Below are 17,561 nucleotides of genomic sequence, written 5' to 3' on the forward strand. Positions count from 1 at the left end.
TCGCGCTTTTGATGCTCATTTCAGCCTGATCTGCGCGCAGACGCTTCGTCGACCTGCTGGCGAGGCTCCGCCAAGGCTGTTCTGAGTTCGATGCCTGGTGGGGAACCCATGAATGATGTGAGCGGCAGCGTCGCCGGGCGGAAGGTGCTCAGCCACCCCAGGCGCGGCAGGGTCAATTTTGAGTACGCCAGTTTCCAGGCCAACGACGGATCCCGGCCTGAGGCTGATCATCTACACCGAAATCGGTTGAAATCCGTGGTTTTCCGGTGATTTCGGCCACACCACGGCCAAAAAGCCGGAACAAAGCAGCCGAAATCCCGTTTCTCCTCAGCGTCGATCTAAGGAGTGATCCAAGGTGGGTCCAGGCTTGAACGCGACCTTGGGAACTCACGTCGAAGAGGAGAAGGAGAGCGAGCCGTCGCGGTGAGGCGTGTGCATCTGCACAAACTATAGGTGCGGCGCACAACGATATGCCACCGAAGCCACAATATTTGGACTTCCTGTCACGCCGCTGTGACATATATTCTTAAAAGGAGGCCGAAGAGCCTCCGGCCAAAATCGCCCTCTAAAAGGCGGGCACCTCGAGGACGTCATGAAGCGTGGAATTCTCGTTCTGCTTTCGCTCTCCGTAGTGATCACGGGTGCGTATTTCACCGCGAGCAAGTGGGCGATCCGTCACGAAACTCTCATGTTCAAGGATCCGACCCGCGATGAGCGGCCGGTCGCGGTCGACGTCGCCGTGCGCTTCGACAAGGAGATGCAGGCCGACGCCGGCATGATCAAGCTCCCGGTTGCGATCCTTAATCATGGCAATACCGTCAAATTTACCGAATATTCCTTCCTCGCGAACGTGTTCGCGGCGCGCGGCTATCTGGCCATCAGCATTCAGAACGACCTGCCGTCGGATGGACCGATGGTGACCAAGGCTGGCGAGCTCTATGTCGGGCGCCTGCCGCAGTATCAGCGCGGCATCACCAACATCAAATTCGCGATCGAGGAGATGAAGAAGCGTCAGCCGAACGCGGACTACAGCAAGCTGACGATGGTCGGCCATTCCAATGGCGGCGACATCGCGATGTATTTCGCCAAGCAGTATCCGGACGAGATCAAGAAGGTCGTCACGCTCGACAATCTGCGCGTGCCGTTCATGACCGACGGCAAGTTCAAGATCCTGTCTTTCCGCTCGCATGACTCGCAGTTCAAGCCCGATCCCGGCGTGGTGCCGGACGAGGAGCAGTGCGAGAAGGCCGGTATCACCGTTGTGAACACCAACTTCCAGCACAACGACATGCGCGACACCGGACCCGAGAAGGCCAAGGACTCGATCCAGGCGATGCTCGATAAATTCCTGGCCGACACCGACAGCGATGTCGCGCCGGTCGATACAAGGAATGCGCCGCCGAAGATTCTGGAGCCGGGTCCCGTCTCGCTCTACGTGCCGGTCGAGAAGCCTCAGACCTTCGGCGAGAGGGTCAAGAAGTCGCTCTCGCTGACCAAGACCGAGACCAAGAAGGGTCCGTCGGTCACGAACTGACAGGGCCGCCCGGGATCCGGGCCGGCGGGCGCGTCACGTTGACCAATCCGATGCCGCGGCCCACATAGTGTTTGCTGTACGAGGCAAGCGCTGATGGCTGGCAAGACGATCAAACCGACATCCGGAAGCGACGTGCGCCCGGCCGATGCGCCTCGCGTGCCGGCGTCGAGCGCCAATGACATCGCCGCGTTCGTGGCCAAGGCGCGCGCGATGTCGCCGCATCGCGCCGGCGCACGCGGCAGGCTGGTGTTCGCGCTCGACGCCACGATGAGCCGGCAGCCGACATGGGACATGGCATGCACGCTGCAGGCGGACATGTTCCGCGAGGCCGGCTCGCTCGGCAGCCTGGACATCCGTCTCGTCTACTATCGCGGCTTCAACGAGTGCCGCGCGTCGGGCTGGATCTCCGACAGCGCGCAGCTCGCGCGGCTGATGAGCAAGATCGGCTGCCAGGGCGGCAATACCCAGATCGGCAAGGTGTTGTCGGAGACCCGCCGCGAGGCGGTTGCGGCAGGCGTGCGCGCGCTCGTGTTCGTGGGCGACGCGATGGAGGAGAACGCCGACGCGCTGTGCGCCAGCGCCGGAGAGCTCGGCCTGCTCAAGGTGCCGGTCTTCATGTTCCAGGAGGGCGCGGACGCGACGGCCGAGCAGACGTTTCGCGAGATTGCGCGGCTGACCGGCGGCGCATGGTGCAGGTTCGATCCCGGGGCGGCGGCACAGCTCCGCGAGCTGCTGCGCGCCGCCGCAGCCTATGCTGCCGGCGGCCGCGAGGCGCTGCTGCAGCTGGCGAAGACGACGAGCGGCGCGGCCAGGCTGATCGGCCAGATGAAATAGGCCGCTTGGCGCGTCAGGCTCCGCCCGACGTCACGGTCTTGGCAATAGCGCCGAGCAGCGCCGACATGTTGGCCGTGACCTGTCCGGTCGCTTCCGCGACGCCGTGCCGTTCGGCGAGCCAGGTCGGATCATTGTAGGAGAACCAGCAGTCGCCGGTTTCGTCCTGCCAGACCAGCGCCTTGAGCGGCAGATCGATCCCGATGGTCTGCGCGGCCTGCATCAAGGGCGTGCCGCCTTTCGCATTGCCAAACACGAACAGTTCGGTCGGACGGAGCGCAAGACCGGCGCCGGCGGCGCCCGCGGCATGATCGATCCGGGCGAACAAGGTCAGCCCGCGCGCCTGCAATTCGGCCTTGAGCCGGTCGGCCGTTTGCTTCGGCCCGACATGGCTGCGAAGGCTGATCAGTCCGTCAATCGCCATCAAGCTTCCTCCAGCGCGGTTGCCGCAAGCTACTCGATCGCCCGGGGCCGCGCCACGCGAGGGCGCTTCGCGCTCCAGTGAGACGAAGCTTCGCATGCTTTTTGCCGCCGGGCCGCCTATATTCCGCACATGCCAACCCTGATCGCCGGCGTCGTCGCCGTTGTCATCCTCTATTCCGCGCTGCAGATGTTTCGTGCGGCCAATCCGGCCGTGCTTGCGCGTGCGATCAAGATCGTGGGCGGGGTGCTCGCGCTTGCCGTTGCGGCCTTCACCGGCGTGCGGGGCGAACTGGCGGTCGCAATCCCGCTCGGCATCTTCGGCGCCGGATTGCTCGGCTGGTCGCCGTTCGGGAGCACCGGCTTGCCCAATTTCGGCGGCATGTTCGGCAGCTCGCGCAATCAGGGACAAAGCTCGCGGGTGCGCTCGCAATATCTCGACATGAGCCTCGATCACGACAGCGGTGTGCTCAAGGGCCAGATCGTGGCGGGACCGCAGGCCGGCCGCATGCTCGACGAATTCGACCTGTCGCAGCTTCTGGCGATGGTCCCGAGCTTCGACGCCGAAAGCGTCGCGCTACTTGAAAGCTATCTGGACCGCCGCTTTCCCGCCTGGCGTCAGGACGCACAGGGCGACCGGACAGGGGGGCAGGGCCGCGCGGCGGCGACCGGCAAAATGACGAACGAGGAGGCCTATCAGATCCTTGGCCTGCAGCCGGGAGCGTCGCGTGACGACATCAGCCGGGCTCACCGCACCCTGATGAAGAAACTCCATCCCGACCAGGGGGGCTCGACGTATCTCGCTGCCCGAGTGAACGAGGCCAAGGATACTCTGCTTCGCACGCATCTCTAACTCCGGCTACGCTACTGACGCCACAGCCGAGAGCTGCCTTCCATTTCTCTGATTGATGCCCCGTCTGGCCTGCCGCTGTCCGGCGTCGCCGATCGTTCTTTCGGGAAAACTTAACCGTAAAAGCTTGACGAGAAGTTTCATGGTTGCGCCGCGCGCGGAAAGGCCGGTCGTTCGCGCGGCGGCTCGCAAAGCAAAAGGGCCGGCGCTTGCGGCGCCGGCCCTTTTGAAATCCGCAGATCGCGTCGATCAGTTGCGAACGGTGATGCAGGATATCTCGGCGCGCTTCAGCGTCTTGCACGCCGCTTCGGCCTGATCGCGCTCGAGGCCGGCAAAGCGGGCGCGGTAGAGCTTGCGATTGTCCTTGGCCACGACCTCGGTGAACGGGTCCGCCTTGCTGAGGAGGCCGCGGGCCGAACTGCGCGCGAGGTCGATGCGCTTGTTGGCCTCGCCTTCGGACTCGAGCGCGCCAACCTGGATGATCCAGCCGGAATGCGCGGCACCCGGCTTGACGACGCTGGTCTGCGCTGCGGCCTGCAGGCTGCGGGTCGGTTCGATCGAGGCCACGGCCTGGGGGGCCGGGGCGGCGGCGGGTGCATGGACGGACGAGGCCGGTAGCACGCCGAGGATGCCGTTGCCGGTGCCGAAATTGGCCGGCTGCGGCGGCATCTCGGGCCTCGAGGTCTCGGCGGCCCGCGCCATCATCGCATTGGAGGTCTCGGGAACTTCGCCGCGCGACGGGATGGTGCTGGTGATCGGGGGCGCGGACTGTGCCGGGCCGGCGGCGGCAAGCTTGATCGGGCCGGCCTTGACCTGGACGGTCTTCACCTTGACCGGCTTCATCGGTTCGGCCGAGCCGGGGATCGCGGCGATCGGCTGGGTCTGGATCACGCCTGAGGTCAGCGGCGCCGGCTCGGGCTTGGCCTGCGGCTCAGGCTTTGCCGGGGGCGGCGGCAACGCGGCGGCGACGGCCGCCATCAGCGAGGGCTTGCTGGCCGGGCGCGGCGCCTGCACCGCGACGGCTGCCGCGGCGGGCTCAGACGCAGCGACCGCCGCAGTGTCCGCGTTGCGGGCGTTGTCGGCATCGGCAACCTCGACATTGGCGTCGGCCGGGTTGCGTTCGGTGATCGCGGCGACCGTGCGGGTGGTCGCGCCCTTGCCGATGTTCTCGGCCAGGAGGTTGCGCATGATGGCGTCGCGGGAGCCGCCGCTGCGGCCGCCGAGCACCACGCCGACCAGGAAGCGATTGCCGCGGTGGATCGAGGTCACGAGGTTGAAGCCGGAGGCGCGGGTGTAACCGGTCTTGATGCCGTCGACGCCTTCGACGTTGCCGAGCAGGCGATTGTGACCGGTGATCGTGTGGCCGCGGAAATTGAACGCCGTGGTCGAGAAGTAGCGATAGTAGCGCGGGAAGCGATCCTGGATGGCGCGGCCGAGCGTCGACTGATCGCGCGCGGTGGTGATCTGCTCGTCGTTCGGCAGGCCGGAGGCGTTGCGATAGGTGGTCCGGCTCATGCCGAGCGCGCGGGCCTTGCGGGTCATCATCCGCGCGAAATCTTCTTCGCTGCCGCCGATCGCCTCGGCGATCACGACCGCGGCGTCATTGGCGGAGCGGGTGACGAGACCCTTGATGGCGTCTTCGACCTTGATGGTCTGGCCGGGCCGCAGGCCGAGCTTCGTCGGGTCCTGCTCGGAGGCATGCTCGGAAACCGGCATCTCGGTGTCGAGCTTCATCTTTCCGGAATCGAGCCGCTCGAACAGCAGATAGAGTGTCATGATCTTGGTGAGCGAGGCGGGGTGCCGCAGGCCATCGGGACTGTTCGACGTCAGCACCGAGCCGGTGTTGCCGTCGACGATGATCGACGCGAATTGCGGGCTGTAGCTTTCGCGCGCGGCCTCGCTCTGATGGTGACGGGCGGTGTGGCGCCGGTGACGGCGCGCCTCCGCGCTATCACTGGTGATCAGGATCGCCGTCGTGACGGTAACGAGCCCAAGAACGCCAACTCGCAGCGCCCGCGAGGAGGCCAAGGTTGTTCGAAGCATCTACTTCCCCGTCCCAATTTCTATCTAGATCACCGGCTCGTGAGGCGAAATTGTGCCCGGCGGCCGTCGATCCTTGCCTGCGCAACAGACCACTTCGGGCAGAACCATCGGCCCTCGTGGCGGCTCAGGTCGCTCTTCTAGCTAAGGTGTTGTTCACAAACAGCTTTCAAGGCTGCCCGTCGGAAGGCGAACAAAGTCCGGGAATCAGGTTAGGCGGACCGAGTTTCCAAAAGATTAAGCAACCGTTGCGCAGTCCCCCGGGGTTTATCGCAAATGCTCAGGATTCGGGCAAATGTCATTGTGCGCCGCACAAAATTCATTGACTTTATTGTGCGATGCGATATTGCAATCGTTGTCAGGGGGGCCGCGAGCTTCCCGGCAATGGGAATTTGCGCCTTCAAGTCTGGGAAAAGGAATTCCAATCCATGGTCAAGATCGAAGACATTCAGAACTACGGCAAAGAGCATTTCGAGTCCGTCACTGCGTCTGCGAACAACCTGCAGAGCGGCGTCCAGGCGATCGCCACGGCCTATGGCGACTACGCCAAGAAGTCGTTTGAGGACACCAAGTCGTTCGTCGAGAAGCTGTCGGGCGTGAAGTCGCTGGACAAGGCGCTCGAGGCGCAGACTGAGTACCTGCGCTCGTCCTATGAGACCTTCGTCGCGGAATCGCAGAAGATCGCCGGCCTGTACAGCGACTGCGCCAAGCAGACCTTCAAGCCCTATGAGGGCCTGGTCTCCAAGTTCGCGCCCGCTCAGTAAGCGCTACTGACCAAGACAAACGAAAAGCCCGGCCGTTTCGGCCGGGCTTTTTTGTTGCGCCTGAAGCAGGCGGCTATTTCGCCAGCCGCAGCTTGCTGAGAGCGGTTCCGATCGTATTGAACGTCGTCAGGATCTGGGTCGAACTGGTCAGCATGTAGAACTTGTCGGGGCTGCTGGCGCAGTTCTTCAGGACGGTCGAAGTCGGATCGGCGGGCGTGCTGGTGTTCACCTGGATCGCGTAGATCGTGTACATCGGCGCACCGTTGGTATCCTTCGCGTTCTGCAGATTCTGGCACTGCAGGGCCTGCCTTGCATCGATCGGATTGCCGGACGCCTGCGAACTGCCATCGCCGTAGTCGGGCCAGCGGTCCTCGGTGTTCAGACCGTCGGAGAGAATGATGATGACGCGGTTGTAGGTGGTGTTGGAGTCCTCCGCCGGCGCGTTCAGCGGACCGCCCACCAGAAGCGACTGCCACGCCCAGGCGAGGCCAACCGACTGGTCGGTACCGCCGGTCGGCTGCATGGCGTTGACCGCCGACTTGAGCGCGCTCCAGTTGTAGCTCAGCGGGATGATCGGCTCGAGCGGCGTCGAGACGCTGCTGTTGCAATAGGCCGTGCTGTTTTCATAGTACTCGTTGGCTGGAAACAGCGTGGTAACGTCGGACGTCGACGGCAGCACACCGGTCGCATCGTTCGGTTGGGTGCGATCGGTGATGCAGCCTGTCCATGTGCTGATGGGGTTGGTGGAGGGCTGCTGCCAGTTGTTCACCACGGTTGGCGTCTTGTTGGTCGAGGTCCATTGGTTGTTGGTCCATCCGACGACGGCGGTGACCCGCGGCTGGTTCTTGTTGTCCACGGTGTCGTTGGGGCCCGGCTGCGTCCAGTCGTGAGTGTACAGATTGCCGGAGCAGGATGTGACGCCGCCGGTCGTGGTGCAACTGCAGCCGGAGACGTTGTTGCCGGACGAATTCTTCGGGCAGCTGCAGGACGACGAACCCGTACAGAATACGCCGGTGCCCGCCGGCGTGCTGACCCAGCAGCCATTGTACTTCGTGTGCGAATTGTAATCGACGCTCGGGCAGATGTAGCCCGAATAGGTCCCGCTCGAGGGGATGTAGGTCGTGTTGGACGTGCTGGTCGGGCCCTTCGTGCAGGTGAAACCGCCGCTGCTGTTGGTCCAGGGGCATCTCGCACCTGGTCCCACCGCGTGCCAGTTCATCGGCAAGCTCGCCTGCGTGCTGCCGTTGTTGGGCTGCGCAGTCGGCGGATTGAGCCAGTCGGTCCAGTCGATCCAGTTCTGGCTATAATTGCTCGAGCCGAGGTTGACGACCTTGGCGAACGGGATAACGGAAATATAGACGTCGCCGTTGTTCTTGCTCAGCGCGCTGAGCTGGTCGATCAGGCCGCCGGTTCCGGCCACCGCGTTTCGCAGCGCGGTAATCTTGCCATCCTGAGCCATCGATCCCGTGTTGTCGAGGGCCAGCGCGACGCGCATCTTGACGTTGCCCCAGGTGGTGGTGGTCGAGGTGCCGAAATTCATCTTCTGGAAATTGCCGCCGGACAGATCGGCAAACTTCATGAAATAGGTGTTGATATAGCCGGACCCGCTCAGGAGAATGGTCGCGGCTGCGCTCGAGGTCGGGGTCGTATAGGTGGCCGAGATGGCAATGCCCTGGCCGTCCTTGTTGGTGAAGAGGCTGTTGAAATAGGTCTGCGCCTTGCTCGGGATCTGCGCGGCCGTGATGGTGCCCATGGTCAGATCCTTGGACAGCATCAGCGCCGTGGAATCGAGCGCCGACTGCATCGCGGTGCGGGCGTTGTTGGCGCGGGTATAGTCGACCGCTGCTCCCACGAAGGCGAGGATCGGCAGCATTGCGAAGGTAAAGATCACCGCGACATTGCCGTCGGTTGATCCGGAAAACCGGCGGAGAGCCGCGCGGACGCGATTGGAAATGGCTGAACCAAGCATGGCACTCTCGTCAAAAATGGATTGCGCGGCCATCTCTACGTGCGCGGCTAAACAGATGGTGAATCCGGCCGTGGAAACCCTGCGGGCGGCCCGGCGGAAGCTCAAAAGCGGGCAAAAACGCGGGCTATCCTGAATGCCGTCTAAATTGGACGCCCTAGTCCTTTGTCAAATCAGCCAGAAATGATTAACCTTCCGAGGGTTGTCGCGCCGGGAATCGGACCGGTGGGCTGCGGCGGGTCTGCGCTTGCGGCAGGGCGTCGTGAGGCCCATATTCGGGAGGTCGATCCGGCCGCCGGATCGGACCGGGAGCGGCAATCTGGAAAACATTGCTGGGGGTTCCGCGATCAGTCTTGCGGCAATCGCGACCACCTTCCAATCGCCAACCGGTTTCCCCCGGGGAATTCGAACGCCTGAGCCATGCTGCGATACACGTTGACAGTCCCGATCTCCGAGCCGGTTTCGGCCATGCCCGCGGTGTCCGCCGCGCCGGTGCCGAAAATGAGCAATGACGACAACCGCAATGGAGCGGGCAGCGGCCCGTCGACCTCGGTCATCACCAAGGTCAAGCCGAAGACCAAGCGCCCGAACCTGTATCGCGTCCTGATCCTGAACGACGACTACACGCCGATGGAGTTCGTGGTTCACGTGCTGGAACGATTCTTCAACAAGGACGCCGAGGCGGCGACCAAGATCATGCTGCACGTTCACCATCACGGGATCGGTGAGTGCGGCGTGTTTACTTACGAGATCGCCGAGACCAAGGTGACGCAAGTCATGGACTTCGCGCGCAAGCATCAGCATCCGCTGCAATGCGTAATGGAAAAGAAGTAGTTCGCGGGAACGATTGACCTGCCGCGGGAAGCGGAACGGGTCTTGCATCGCGTTTTTGAAGGCAGCGAACGGCGTTCCCGTATGATCACGGGGCGCCGCCGGACAACGTTCCGGTGCCCCGAATTTAGAAGAAAACCATCATCGCGGGACCGGTCTTTCGCCACGATCCGTCGTAACTATATCAATGGCGATCACGAAGGTTGTTATTGCCTGACCCGGTAATGGCGATCATGATGGCCGGGGGCCATAGAGGACGCGAATGCCTACTTTTTCCCAAAGCCTAGAACAATCCTTGCATCGTGCATTGGCGATCGCGAACGAGCGTCACCATCAATACGCGACGCTCGAACACCTTCTGCTGTCGCTGATCGATGACTCGGATGCGGCGGCGGTGATGCGGGCCTGCAGCGTCGATCTCGACAAGCTGAGGACCAGCCTCGTCAATTATCTCGAGACCGAATTCGAAAACCTGGTGACGGACGGCGCCGACGACGCGAAGCCGACCGCCGGGTTCCAGCGCGTGATCCAGCGCGCGGTGATTCACGTCCAGTCGTCCGGTCGCGAGGAAGTGACCGGCGCCAATGTCCTGATCGCGATCTTCGCCGAGCGCGAGAGCCATGCCGCGTATTTCCTGCAGGAGCAGGACATGACGCGCTACGACGCCGTCAACTACATCAGCCACGGCATCGCCAAGCGGCCCGGCGTGTCCGAGGCGCGGCCGGTGCGCGGCGTCGACGAGGAAACCGAGACCAAGGGCAACGAGGACGCCAAGAAGAAGGGCGAGGCGCTCGACACCTATTGCGTCAACCTCAACAAGAAGGCGCGCGACGGCAAGATCGATCCGGTGATCGGCCGCAATGCCGAGATCAACCGTGCGATCCAGGTGCTGTGCCGCCGCCAGAAGAACAACCCGCTGTTCGTCGGCGAAGCCGGCGTCGGCAAGACCGCGATCGCCGAAGGCCTCGCCAAGCGCATCGTCGACAGCGATGTGCCGGAAGTGCTGGCGGCCGCGACCGTGTTCTCGCTCGACATGGGCACGCTGCTCGCGGGCACCCGCTACCGCGGCGATTTCGAGGAGCGGCTCAAGCAGGTCCTGAAGGAGCTGGAGGCGCATCCGAACGCCATCCTGTTCATCGACGAGATCCACACCGTGATCGGCGCCGGCGCCACTTCCGGCGGCGCGATGGATGCGTCCAATTTGCTGAAGCCGGCGCTGGCTTCGGGCACGATCCGCTGCATGGGCTCGACCACCTACAAGGAATATCGTCAGCACTTCGAGAAGGACCGCGCGCTGGTGCGGCGGTTCCAGAAGATCGACGTCAACGAGCCGACGGTGGACGACGCGATCGCGATCCTCAAGGGCCTGAAGCCCTATTTCGAGGATTACCATCGGCTGAAATACACCAATGAGGCGATCGAGGCGGCGGTGCAGCTGTCGTCGCGCTACATCCACGACCGCAAGCTGCCCGACAAGGCGATCGACGTGATCGACGAGTCCGGCGCGGCGCAGATGCTGGTCGCCGAGAGCAAGCGCAAGAAGACGATCGGCATCAAGGAGATCGAGACCACGATCGCGACCATGGCGCGGATCCCGCCGAAGAGCGTGTCGAAGGACGATGCCGAGGTGCTGAAGCATCTCGAGCAGACCCTGAAGCGCACGGTGTTCGGCCAGGACAAGGCGATCGAGGCGCTGGCTGCGTCGATCAAGCTGTCGCGGGCCGGCTTGCGCGAGCCGGAAAAGCCGATCGGCTCGTATCTGTTCTCGGGACCCACCGGCGTCGGCAAGACCGAGGTCGCAAAGCAGCTGGCGGCTTCGCTCGGCGTCGAGTTGATCCGCTTTGACATGTCCGAATACATGGAGCGGCACACGGTGTCGCGCCTGATCGGCGCGCCTCCCGGCTATGTCGGCTTCGACCAGGGCGGCTTGCTTACCGATGGCGTGGACCAGCATCCGCATTGCGTGGTGCTGCTCGACGAGATCGAGAAGGCGCATCCGGATCTGTACAATGTGCTGCTGCAGATCATGGATCATGGCCGGCTCACCGACCACAACGGCAAGCAGGTCAACTTCCGCAACGTGATCCTGATCATGACCACGAATGCGGGCGCGGCGGACCTCGCGCGGCAGGCCTTCGGCTTCACCCGCTCGAAGCGGGAAGGCGACGACCACGAGGCGATCAACCGCCAGTTCGCGCCTGAGTTCCGCAACCGGCTGGATGCGATCGTCTCCTTCGCGCACCTCAATGCCGACGTCATCGGCATGGTGGTCGAGAAGTTCGTGCTGCAGCTCGAGGCGCAACTCGCCGACCGCGACGTCACGATCGAGCTGTCGGAGCCTGCCAAGGCCTGGCTGATCGAGCACGGCTATGACGAGCAGATGGGCGCGCGTCCGATGGCGCGGATCATCCAGGAGCACATCAAGAAGCCGCTCGCGGATGAGGTGCTGTTCGGCCAGCTCAAGAGCGGCGGACACGTGCGCGTCGTCCTGGTCAAGGACGAGGCGACCGCCAAGGACAAGATCGGGTTCGAATATGTCGAGGGCCCGGTCACCCCGAAGCCCGAGAACCTGCCGCCGCGCAAGCGTAAGCCGCCGAAGGGTGGTCCGGGTGGCGGCGGTGGCGGCACCAAGGGGCCGGCCTCAAAGGGTCCGATGGTCAAGGTCTGAGGCGCAAGCGAACAACCACATGAAAAGGCCGGCTGAAAACAGCCGGCCTTTTTGTTGGATGACTGGGGGGCGCTGCCGCGCAGCGTTACTCGCCCTTCAGGCGCTGGCCCTCATGGACCCGCACCTGGTCGGCGCCGCGGCTGCCGGCCGAGGACAGCCGCAGCGTGCTGAGCACAGCGCCCACGACGGCAAAGCCGACGCCGACCATCAGCGAGATCCTGGTGCCGTCGGCTGGATAGCGCGCCAGCAGCATCGCCACCAAGGCGGCACCGATGGTCTGTCCGAGCAGGCGCGCGGTGCCGAGCATGCCGCTGGCGCCGCCGGAGCGTTCGCGCGGCGCGGCGGCGATCATGGTACGGTTGTTCGGGGTCTGGAACAGGCCGAAGCCTGCGCCGGCGAGCGCCATCCGCCAGATCACGTCGATCGGCGTCGAATGGGCGGGCATGAACGCCAACGTGCCCAGACCCAATGCGAACAGCAGCAGGCCGATGCCGCCGAGCAGGCCGGCCGGGTAACGCTCGACCAGCCAGCCCGCGATCGGCGCGGCGAATGCGACCGCGATCGGCCACGGCGTGATCAGCAGGCCGATCTGCACCGCCGAGTATCCGAAGTGGTTCTCGAGATAGAACGGCATCGCGACGAAGGCCAGCATCTGGCCGCAGAACGAGGCGATCGAGGTGCCGATCGACAGCGCGAAGATCGGAATCCGCAAGAGGTCGACCGGCAGCAGCGGCGAGGGCAGATGCTGTTGCCGCCGGTACAGCAGATGGGAAGCGACCGCGGCAATCGCGAATTCCAACGCGCAGAGATACAGCGCCTCGCCATGGCCGGCGCTGTCGATCGCGCTGATGCCGAATCCGAACGCGATCGCGCTCATCGCGGCGCTCTGCCAGTCGAAGGCGTGGACCGCGGGCCTGGTATGCGGCAGGAAGCGCCAGCCCAGCGCCAGCGTGACGATGCCGAGCGGGACGTTGATGGCGAACAGATAGGGCCAGGTCCCGACCGCCAGGATGAACGAGGCGATGGTCGGGCCGACCGCGGCCGAGATCGCGACGACCAGCGCGTTGACGCCGATGCCGCGGCCGAGCTGCGAATGCGGATAGATGAAGCGGACCAGCGCCGTATTGACGCTGAGGATTCCGGCGGCGCCGAACCCCTGCAGGATGCGGGCAATCGTCAGCAGCGGCAGCGTATGCGCCAGCGCGCAGAACAGCGACGCCAGCGTGAACAGCAACAGGCCTGCCAGATAGACGCGGCGATAGCCGATGATCTCGCCGAGCGAGGCGAGCGGCAGCAGCGAGATCGTGATCGCCAGCTGGTAGCCATTGACGATCCAGATCGAGAACGCGGGGCTGGCGTCAAGATCCCGCGCGATGGTCGGCAGTGCAACATTGGCGATCGAGCCGTCGACGACCGCCATGACTAGGCCGAGTGCGATCGTGAGAATGGCCCAATTGCGCTGCGGCTGCGGCAGCCCGTCGGGATGCTCGATGATCGCGGACGACATGTCGTGAAATGGCCTTTGGTTCCAGCATTGGCGGGCCTACCGGATGCTGGATTAACCTGGCCTTTGCAACCCCCGAAACGACAGATATCGGCCGCGATCCAAACGCGACCGGGGAGCCGCGGGAGGACGCTCAGCTCTGGCCGAGCAGTTCCTTGATCCGCCGCTGCAGCTGCCGTTTCTTGATCTCGCTGCGGCGGACCCGCTCGTCGAGATCGCTCACAGGGGTGTCCGAGGTCATGATCCGAAACGCGAGGCCGACCTTGTTGGCCTGGCGCCAGATCATGCGCGCCAGGAACGAGCGGCCCTTGCGCGCGACGGTGAGATTCATCTCTTCGGGCAGCCGCGTGGCATCGCCAAATTCGACGCAGGCGCCGCCTTCGCTGATGTTGCGGACGACGCAATTCATCGTCGAGCCACGCTCATTGATCTCCGCAACCGCACCGTAAAACACCTTTTCACGTGGGCTCTGGCGCCGGTCCTGCATGGGAAATCCTCCTAAATCAATGGCAGGACTGTACCGGTCCGGACCCGCGAAAAGAAGGCTACGAGCGGAACCCGTTGGAGTTAGTGTAAATTGTTTGCATCTAGGAAGGTCAGGATTCCCGGCTATTTTGCGCCGCAAACCCGAGAAAGTCAGTTCGGCACCCGGCTGTGCCGCCAATCGCGCGGCGACAAGCCGTAATGATCGCGGAACACGCGGCCGAAATGCGAGAGATCGTTAAAGCCCCAGGCGAACGCGACCTCGCCGATATGGCGATGCGCGTGTGCCGGCGAGGCGAGGTCGCGCTTGCAGCGCTCGAGCCGCTGCGCCAGCACGAAGCGCTGGAACGAGGTGTCCTCGTCGGCCAGCAGGCTGTTGACGTAGCGCGGCGAGATGCCGAGCGCCGCGGCGGTTTCGGTGAGGCTGAGGTCCGGATTCGGCAGATGCGCGAGCACATGCGCCTTCAGCCGGTAGAGCAGGGCGGAGCGGTGCGTCGAGGCCGGTAGCGTCGCGCCGCCGAGCCGCTCGCTGATCGCCATCGCGAGCAGGTCGGCGGCCTGATCAGCGAGACGGATCGCGTTATCAGGCTCGAGCTTGTCGGCGATCTCGGACAGCCCGCTGATGAACTGCCAGGCGAGCCGCTGCACCGGGCGATCCGATGTGAATGTGGTCGCCGTCAGGCCCTGGGTGCCGGCAAAGCGCCGGTGCAGCATCGCGCGCGGTACCTGGAAGATGGTCTGCGTGAAGTCGTCGTCGAAGCGCAGTTCGTATGGCCGGGTGGTGTCGTAGAACGCAAACTCGCCCGGCCGGATCACGGTCTCGCGGCCGTCCTGCACCACGCCGCCCGCGCCACTTTGGCCGAGCGCGAACAGAACAAAATCCTCGCTGGTGCGTGCGATCCGTGACGGTGTGCGCAGCACCCGTTGCCGGCCCGACGAGACGACGGAGCATTTCACCGCGCCGAGTTGCGCGCTGGTGATGGCGCCGTGGAAAGCGGTGCCGAGATCGGACTTGCAGTCGAGTTGCACGAACACGTCGCAGACGATGTCGCGCCAGAGCGCGAGGCGTCGATGCGTGGGCGCGCCTTCCGTGGTGAACAGGGCCGGCATGATTTCCTCCCTTCACGAGTGCAAACGCTGGCCACGCAAACAAAGCAAGCTTCGTACCGGGGACGGCCGGGGGAATCCCCTCCGCAGTCGAATTTTCCTTCCGTCCTGGTCGAACGGCGCTCCCGGTCCCGGGGCAGCATGATGTCAGAAGCGGCTGCGGCCGATCAAGTACGAACCGGCCAGAGCGGCCGGCCACGAGGAGGACATCATGGGCATCGAACATCCGAAATATCGCGTTGCGGTGGTGCAGGCGGCCCCTGCCTGGCTCGACCTCGACGCCTCCGTGGCCAAGAGCATTGCCTTGATCGAGGAGGCCGCCGCGAAGGGTGCAAAACTGATCGCGTTCCCCGAGGCCTTTATCCCCGGTTATCCCTGGTACATCTGGCTGGACTCGCCGGCCTGGGCGATCGGGCGCGGTTTTGTGCAGCGCTACTTCGATAACTCGCTGAGCTATGACAGCCCGCAGGCCGAGAAGCTGCGGCTGGCGGTGAAGAAGGCCGGCATGACCGCGGTGCTCGGCCTGTCCGAACGCGACGGCGGCAGCCTCTATCTGGCGCAATGGCTGATCGGGCCAGACGGCGAGACCATCGCCAAGCGGCGCAAGCTGCGGCCGACCCATGCCGAGCGCACCGTCTATGGCGAGGGCGACGGCAGCGACCTTGCGGTGCATGACCGCCCCGGCATCGGCCGGCTCGGCGCGCTGTGCTGCTGGGAGCATCTGCAGCCGCTGTCGAAATACGCGATGTACGCCCAGAACGAGCAGGTGCATGTCGCGGCCTGGCCGAGCTTCTCGCTGTACGATCCGTTCGCGCCGGCGCTCGGCTGGGAGGTCAACAACGCTGCCTCGCGGGTCTACGCGGTGGAGGGCTCGTGCTTCGTGCTGGCGCCCTGCGCCACCGTCTCGCAGGCGATGATCGACGAGATGTGCGACCGCGACGACAAGCACGCGCTGCTGCATGTCGGCGGCGGACACGCCGCGATCTACGGGCCGGACGGCAGCTCGATCGCCGAGAAGCTGCCGCCCGAGCAGGAAGGCCTGCTGCTCGCCGATATCGATCTCGGCGCGATCGGGATCGCCAAGAACGCCGCCGACCCGGCCGGGCATTATTCGCGGCCCGACGTCACGCGTCTGCTGCTGAACAAGAAGCCATCGAAGCGCGTCGAGCATTTCGCGCTGCCGCTCGACAGTCTCGAGGAGGTCGACGCGGCCGCGAGCTAATCCATCAAGGCAACATCCAACCGGAGGCGACTGCCATGGAATCCGCGATTCCCTCTCATCTGCAAACGGCGCGCTCCCGTCATCGTCGTGTGCCCGACGATTACGCGCCGCCTTATCCCTCGTTCGTCGCGCGGCACAAGCCCGCGGTCGCACGCGTCATCATGGCCTATTTCGGCGTGCAGGTTCGCGGCGAGCCGACCGCAGCAGTGGCCGAGGCGCTGGCATCGATCGCAACGCGCTTTGCCGGTGAGAACGGCCCGACGCATTGGGATCGTGCGCAATATGTCGACCAGGCCGGCTTCACCAACGCCGTCTCGGTCGCCTATTGGGACGATGCCGGGCGTTTCGACGCCTGGTTCGCCGGCGCGCGCGAGGCCTGGACCGGCAACGGCGCGGCGAGTGGCGTCGGCCGCTTCATCGAAGTGCTGCGGCCGCATGTTGCGCGCTACGAGACGCTGTTCTCGTCGCTCGGCCGTCCGGAGGGCGTCGCTGTTCTCGCCGACGGCATGAGCGGGGAGGTGCAGGAGCACGCCTATTGGGGCGGCATGCGCGACCGCATTCCGCTGTCGCAGACCGACGCGATGACGCCCGGCGGCGAGCCGCGGGCGATCCGCGACGGCGCGCGCATCCGCGTGGTCGCGCAGGACAATCTCTGCCTGATCCGCTCCGGCCAGGACTGGAGCGACACCGAGGCGTCGGAGCGCAAGATGTATCTCGACGATGTCGAGCCGGTGCTGCGCGAGGGCATGGATTTCCTGCGCGACGACGGCGTGCCGATCGGCTGCTACGCCAACCGTTACATGCGCGTCGTCGACGCGGATGGACGACTGACGGAAAAATCCTACGGCCAGAGCTGGTGGAAGAGCCTTGCGGCGCTGGAGCGCTGGGCGGAGTCGCATCCGACCCATGTCAGGATCTTCGGCGCGGCGATGAAGTATCTGTCGACGTTGGGACCGCGCCGCAAAGCTCAGGCTGTATCACGAGGTCACGGTTGCTGCCGCCGACGAGCAGTTCTTCGAATATCTCGGCTGCCACGAACGGACCGGCATGCTGAACGCGGTGCAACTCGCGGCGGCGCCATCCGCCTGACGCGGGCCGCCTGGTCCGAGCAGGGCCGCATCGAAGCCGCATTCAAAATATCGAAAACAACCCCATGCAAAGGAGCCGGCGGCCGCGGGCGTTCGACACGGCAACTTGACACGTCGGGCAAATCAGTGGCATCATTCTATTATTCCGAAATCGTGCAGACGCCCTCAGCTTGCGCGGTGTCATCACCCGCGCATGCGCATGCGGGTGATGAGTATTCCAGAGACCGCAGCACTTGAGCCGAAGGGCCGCGGC

Annotated in this window: 13 protein-coding genes and 1 pseudogene; 8 read left to right on the forward strand and 6 right to left on the reverse strand. The window is 64.5% G+C overall.

Annotation, left to right across the window (positions count from 1 at the left end):
• Positions 1–592: 592 nt before the first annotated feature.
• Positions 593–1,534 carry an alpha/beta hydrolase family protein gene (locus tag ACVW1C_RS37925; RefSeq protein WP_456762597.1) on the forward strand — a complete coding sequence of 314 codons (942 nt, stop codon included), beginning with the start codon at positions 593–595 and terminating at the stop codon, positions 1,532–1,534.
• A 93-nt stretch (positions 1,535–1,627) separates the two neighbouring features.
• Positions 1,628–2,368, forward strand: a complete 741-nt coding sequence (locus ACVW1C_RS37930) for a VWA domain-containing protein (RefSeq protein WP_456762598.1) — start codon at positions 1,628–1,630, stop codon at positions 2,366–2,368.
• 13 nt (positions 2,369–2,381) lie between these two features.
• Here ACVW1C_RS37930 and ACVW1C_RS37935 read toward each other — a convergent pair whose 3' ends face one another.
• A complete protein-coding gene (locus ACVW1C_RS37935) occupies positions 2,382–2,789 on the reverse strand; it encodes a DUF302 domain-containing protein (RefSeq protein WP_456762599.1) in 408 nt (135 codons plus the stop codon).
• Between the two features lie 129 nt (positions 2,790–2,918).
• Between ACVW1C_RS37935 and ACVW1C_RS37940 the strand changes: the two genes are divergently transcribed.
• Positions 2,919–3,638, forward strand: a complete 720-nt coding sequence (locus ACVW1C_RS37940) for a DnaJ domain-containing protein (RefSeq protein WP_456762600.1) — start codon at positions 2,919–2,921, stop codon at positions 3,636–3,638.
• Positions 3,639–3,884: 246 nt separating this feature from the next.
• Here the strand turns inward: ACVW1C_RS37940 and ACVW1C_RS37945 are convergent, their stop codons facing one another.
• On the reverse strand, positions 3,885–5,678 hold the full coding sequence (locus tag ACVW1C_RS37945; protein WP_456762601.1) for a serine hydrolase: 1,794 nt from the start codon (positions 5,676–5,678) through the stop codon (positions 3,885–3,887).
• A 425-nt stretch (positions 5,679–6,103) separates the two neighbouring features.
• Between ACVW1C_RS37945 and ACVW1C_RS37950 the strand changes: the two genes are divergently transcribed.
• Positions 6,104–6,439: a phasin family protein gene (locus ACVW1C_RS37950; RefSeq protein ID WP_021078275.1), complete on the forward strand. Its 336-nt coding sequence runs from the start codon at positions 6,104–6,106 to the stop codon at positions 6,437–6,439.
• A 73-nt stretch (positions 6,440–6,512) separates the two neighbouring features.
• Here the strand turns inward: ACVW1C_RS37950 and ACVW1C_RS37955 are convergent, their stop codons facing one another.
• Complete coding sequence (locus ACVW1C_RS37955; RefSeq protein WP_456762602.1) at positions 6,513–8,408, reverse strand: pilus assembly protein TadG-related protein; 1,896 nt, start codon at positions 8,406–8,408, stop codon at positions 6,513–6,515.
• Positions 8,409–8,906: 498 nt separating this feature from the next.
• Here ACVW1C_RS37955 and clpS point away from each other — a divergent pair, with 498 nt between their 5' ends.
• Positions 8,907–9,239, forward strand: a complete 333-nt coding sequence (gene clpS, locus ACVW1C_RS37960) for an ATP-dependent Clp protease adapter ClpS (protein ID WP_106318898.1) — start codon at positions 8,907–8,909, stop codon at positions 9,237–9,239.
• Positions 9,240–9,498: 259 nt separating this feature from the next.
• Positions 9,499–11,904 carry an ATP-dependent Clp protease ATP-binding subunit ClpA gene (gene clpA, locus ACVW1C_RS37965; protein WP_456762603.1) on the forward strand — a complete coding sequence of 802 codons (2,406 nt, stop codon included), beginning with the start codon at positions 9,499–9,501 and terminating at the stop codon, positions 11,902–11,904.
• Positions 11,905–11,989: 85 nt separating this feature from the next.
• Here the strand turns inward: clpA and ACVW1C_RS37970 are convergent, their stop codons facing one another.
• The 3 genes from ACVW1C_RS37970 to ACVW1C_RS37980 all read right to left on the reverse strand — a co-directional run bounded on the left by ACVW1C_RS37970 (position 11,990) and on the right by ACVW1C_RS37980 (position 15,001).
• Positions 11,990–13,411 (reverse strand): MFS transporter, encoded by a 1,422-nt coding sequence (locus ACVW1C_RS37970; protein WP_456762604.1) that lies wholly within the window; start codon positions 13,409–13,411, stop codon positions 11,990–11,992.
• Between the two features lie 130 nt (positions 13,412–13,541).
• Positions 13,542–13,895, reverse strand: coding sequence for a PilZ domain-containing protein (locus tag ACVW1C_RS37975; protein ID WP_456762605.1), 354 nt, complete (start codon positions 13,893–13,895; stop codon positions 13,542–13,544).
• Positions 13,896–14,044: 149 nt separating this feature from the next.
• Positions 14,045–15,001, reverse strand: a complete 957-nt coding sequence (locus ACVW1C_RS37980; protein ID WP_456762606.1) for an AraC-like ligand-binding domain-containing protein — start codon at positions 14,999–15,001, stop codon at positions 14,045–14,047.
• Positions 15,002–15,209: 208 nt separating this feature from the next.
• Here ACVW1C_RS37980 and ACVW1C_RS37985 point away from each other — a divergent pair, with 208 nt between their 5' ends.
• Together ACVW1C_RS37985 and ACVW1C_RS37990 are read left to right on the forward strand one after the other, a co-directional pair.
• Positions 15,210–16,220, forward strand: a complete 1,011-nt coding sequence (locus ACVW1C_RS37985) for a carbon-nitrogen hydrolase family protein (RefSeq protein WP_456762607.1) — start codon at positions 15,210–15,212, stop codon at positions 16,218–16,220.
• A 35-nt stretch (positions 16,221–16,255) separates the two neighbouring features.
• A pseudogene (locus ACVW1C_RS37990) lies at positions 16,256–17,309 on the forward strand (phenylacetaldoxime dehydratase family protein).
• The last annotated feature ends 252 nt before the right edge of the window (positions 17,310–17,561 follow it).

It is taken from the genome of Bradyrhizobium sp. USDA 4011 (genome assembly GCF_054063415.1).

What these genes read in the sequence shown, in the direction of transcription:
- ACVW1C_RS37975 (WP_456762605.1), bottom strand. Translation starts at nt 13,895, where the DNA reads ATGCAGGACCGGCGCCAGAGCCCACGTGAAAAGGTGTTTTACGGTGCG.
- ACVW1C_RS37945 (WP_456762601.1), bottom strand. Translation starts at nt 5,678, where the DNA reads ATGCTTCGAACAACCTTGGCCTCCTCGCGGGCGCTGCGAGTTGGCGTT.
- ACVW1C_RS37980 (WP_456762606.1), bottom strand. Translation starts at nt 15,001, where the DNA reads ATGCCGGCCCTGTTCACCACGGAAGGCGCGCCCACGCATCGACGCCTC.
- ACVW1C_RS37925 (WP_456762597.1), top strand. Translation starts at nt 593, where the DNA reads ATGAAGCGTGGAATTCTCGTTCTGCTTTCGCTCTCCGTAGTGATCACG.
- ACVW1C_RS37955 (WP_456762602.1), bottom strand. Translation starts at nt 8,408, where the DNA reads ATGCTTGGTTCAGCCATTTCCAATCGCGTCCGCGCGGCTCTCCGCCGG.
- clpS (WP_106318898.1), top strand. Translation starts at nt 8,907, where the DNA reads ATGAGCAATGACGACAACCGCAATGGAGCGGGCAGCGGCCCGTCGACC.
- ACVW1C_RS37935 (WP_456762599.1), bottom strand. Translation starts at nt 2,789, where the DNA reads ATGGCGATTGACGGACTGATCAGCCTTCGCAGCCATGTCGGGCCGAAG.
- ACVW1C_RS37985 (WP_456762607.1), top strand. Translation starts at nt 15,210, where the DNA reads ATGGGCATCGAACATCCGAAATATCGCGTTGCGGTGGTGCAGGCGGCC.
- ACVW1C_RS37970 (WP_456762604.1), bottom strand. Translation starts at nt 13,411, where the DNA reads ATGTCGTCCGCGATCATCGAGCATCCCGACGGGCTGCCGCAGCCGCAG.
- ACVW1C_RS37940 (WP_456762600.1), top strand. Translation starts at nt 2,919, where the DNA reads ATGCCAACCCTGATCGCCGGCGTCGTCGCCGTTGTCATCCTCTATTCC.
- ACVW1C_RS37930 (WP_456762598.1), top strand. Translation starts at nt 1,628, where the DNA reads ATGGCTGGCAAGACGATCAAACCGACATCCGGAAGCGACGTGCGCCCG.
- clpA (WP_456762603.1), top strand. Translation starts at nt 9,499, where the DNA reads ATGCCTACTTTTTCCCAAAGCCTAGAACAATCCTTGCATCGTGCATTG.
- ACVW1C_RS37950 (WP_021078275.1), top strand. Translation starts at nt 6,104, where the DNA reads ATGGTCAAGATCGAAGACATTCAGAACTACGGCAAAGAGCATTTCGAG.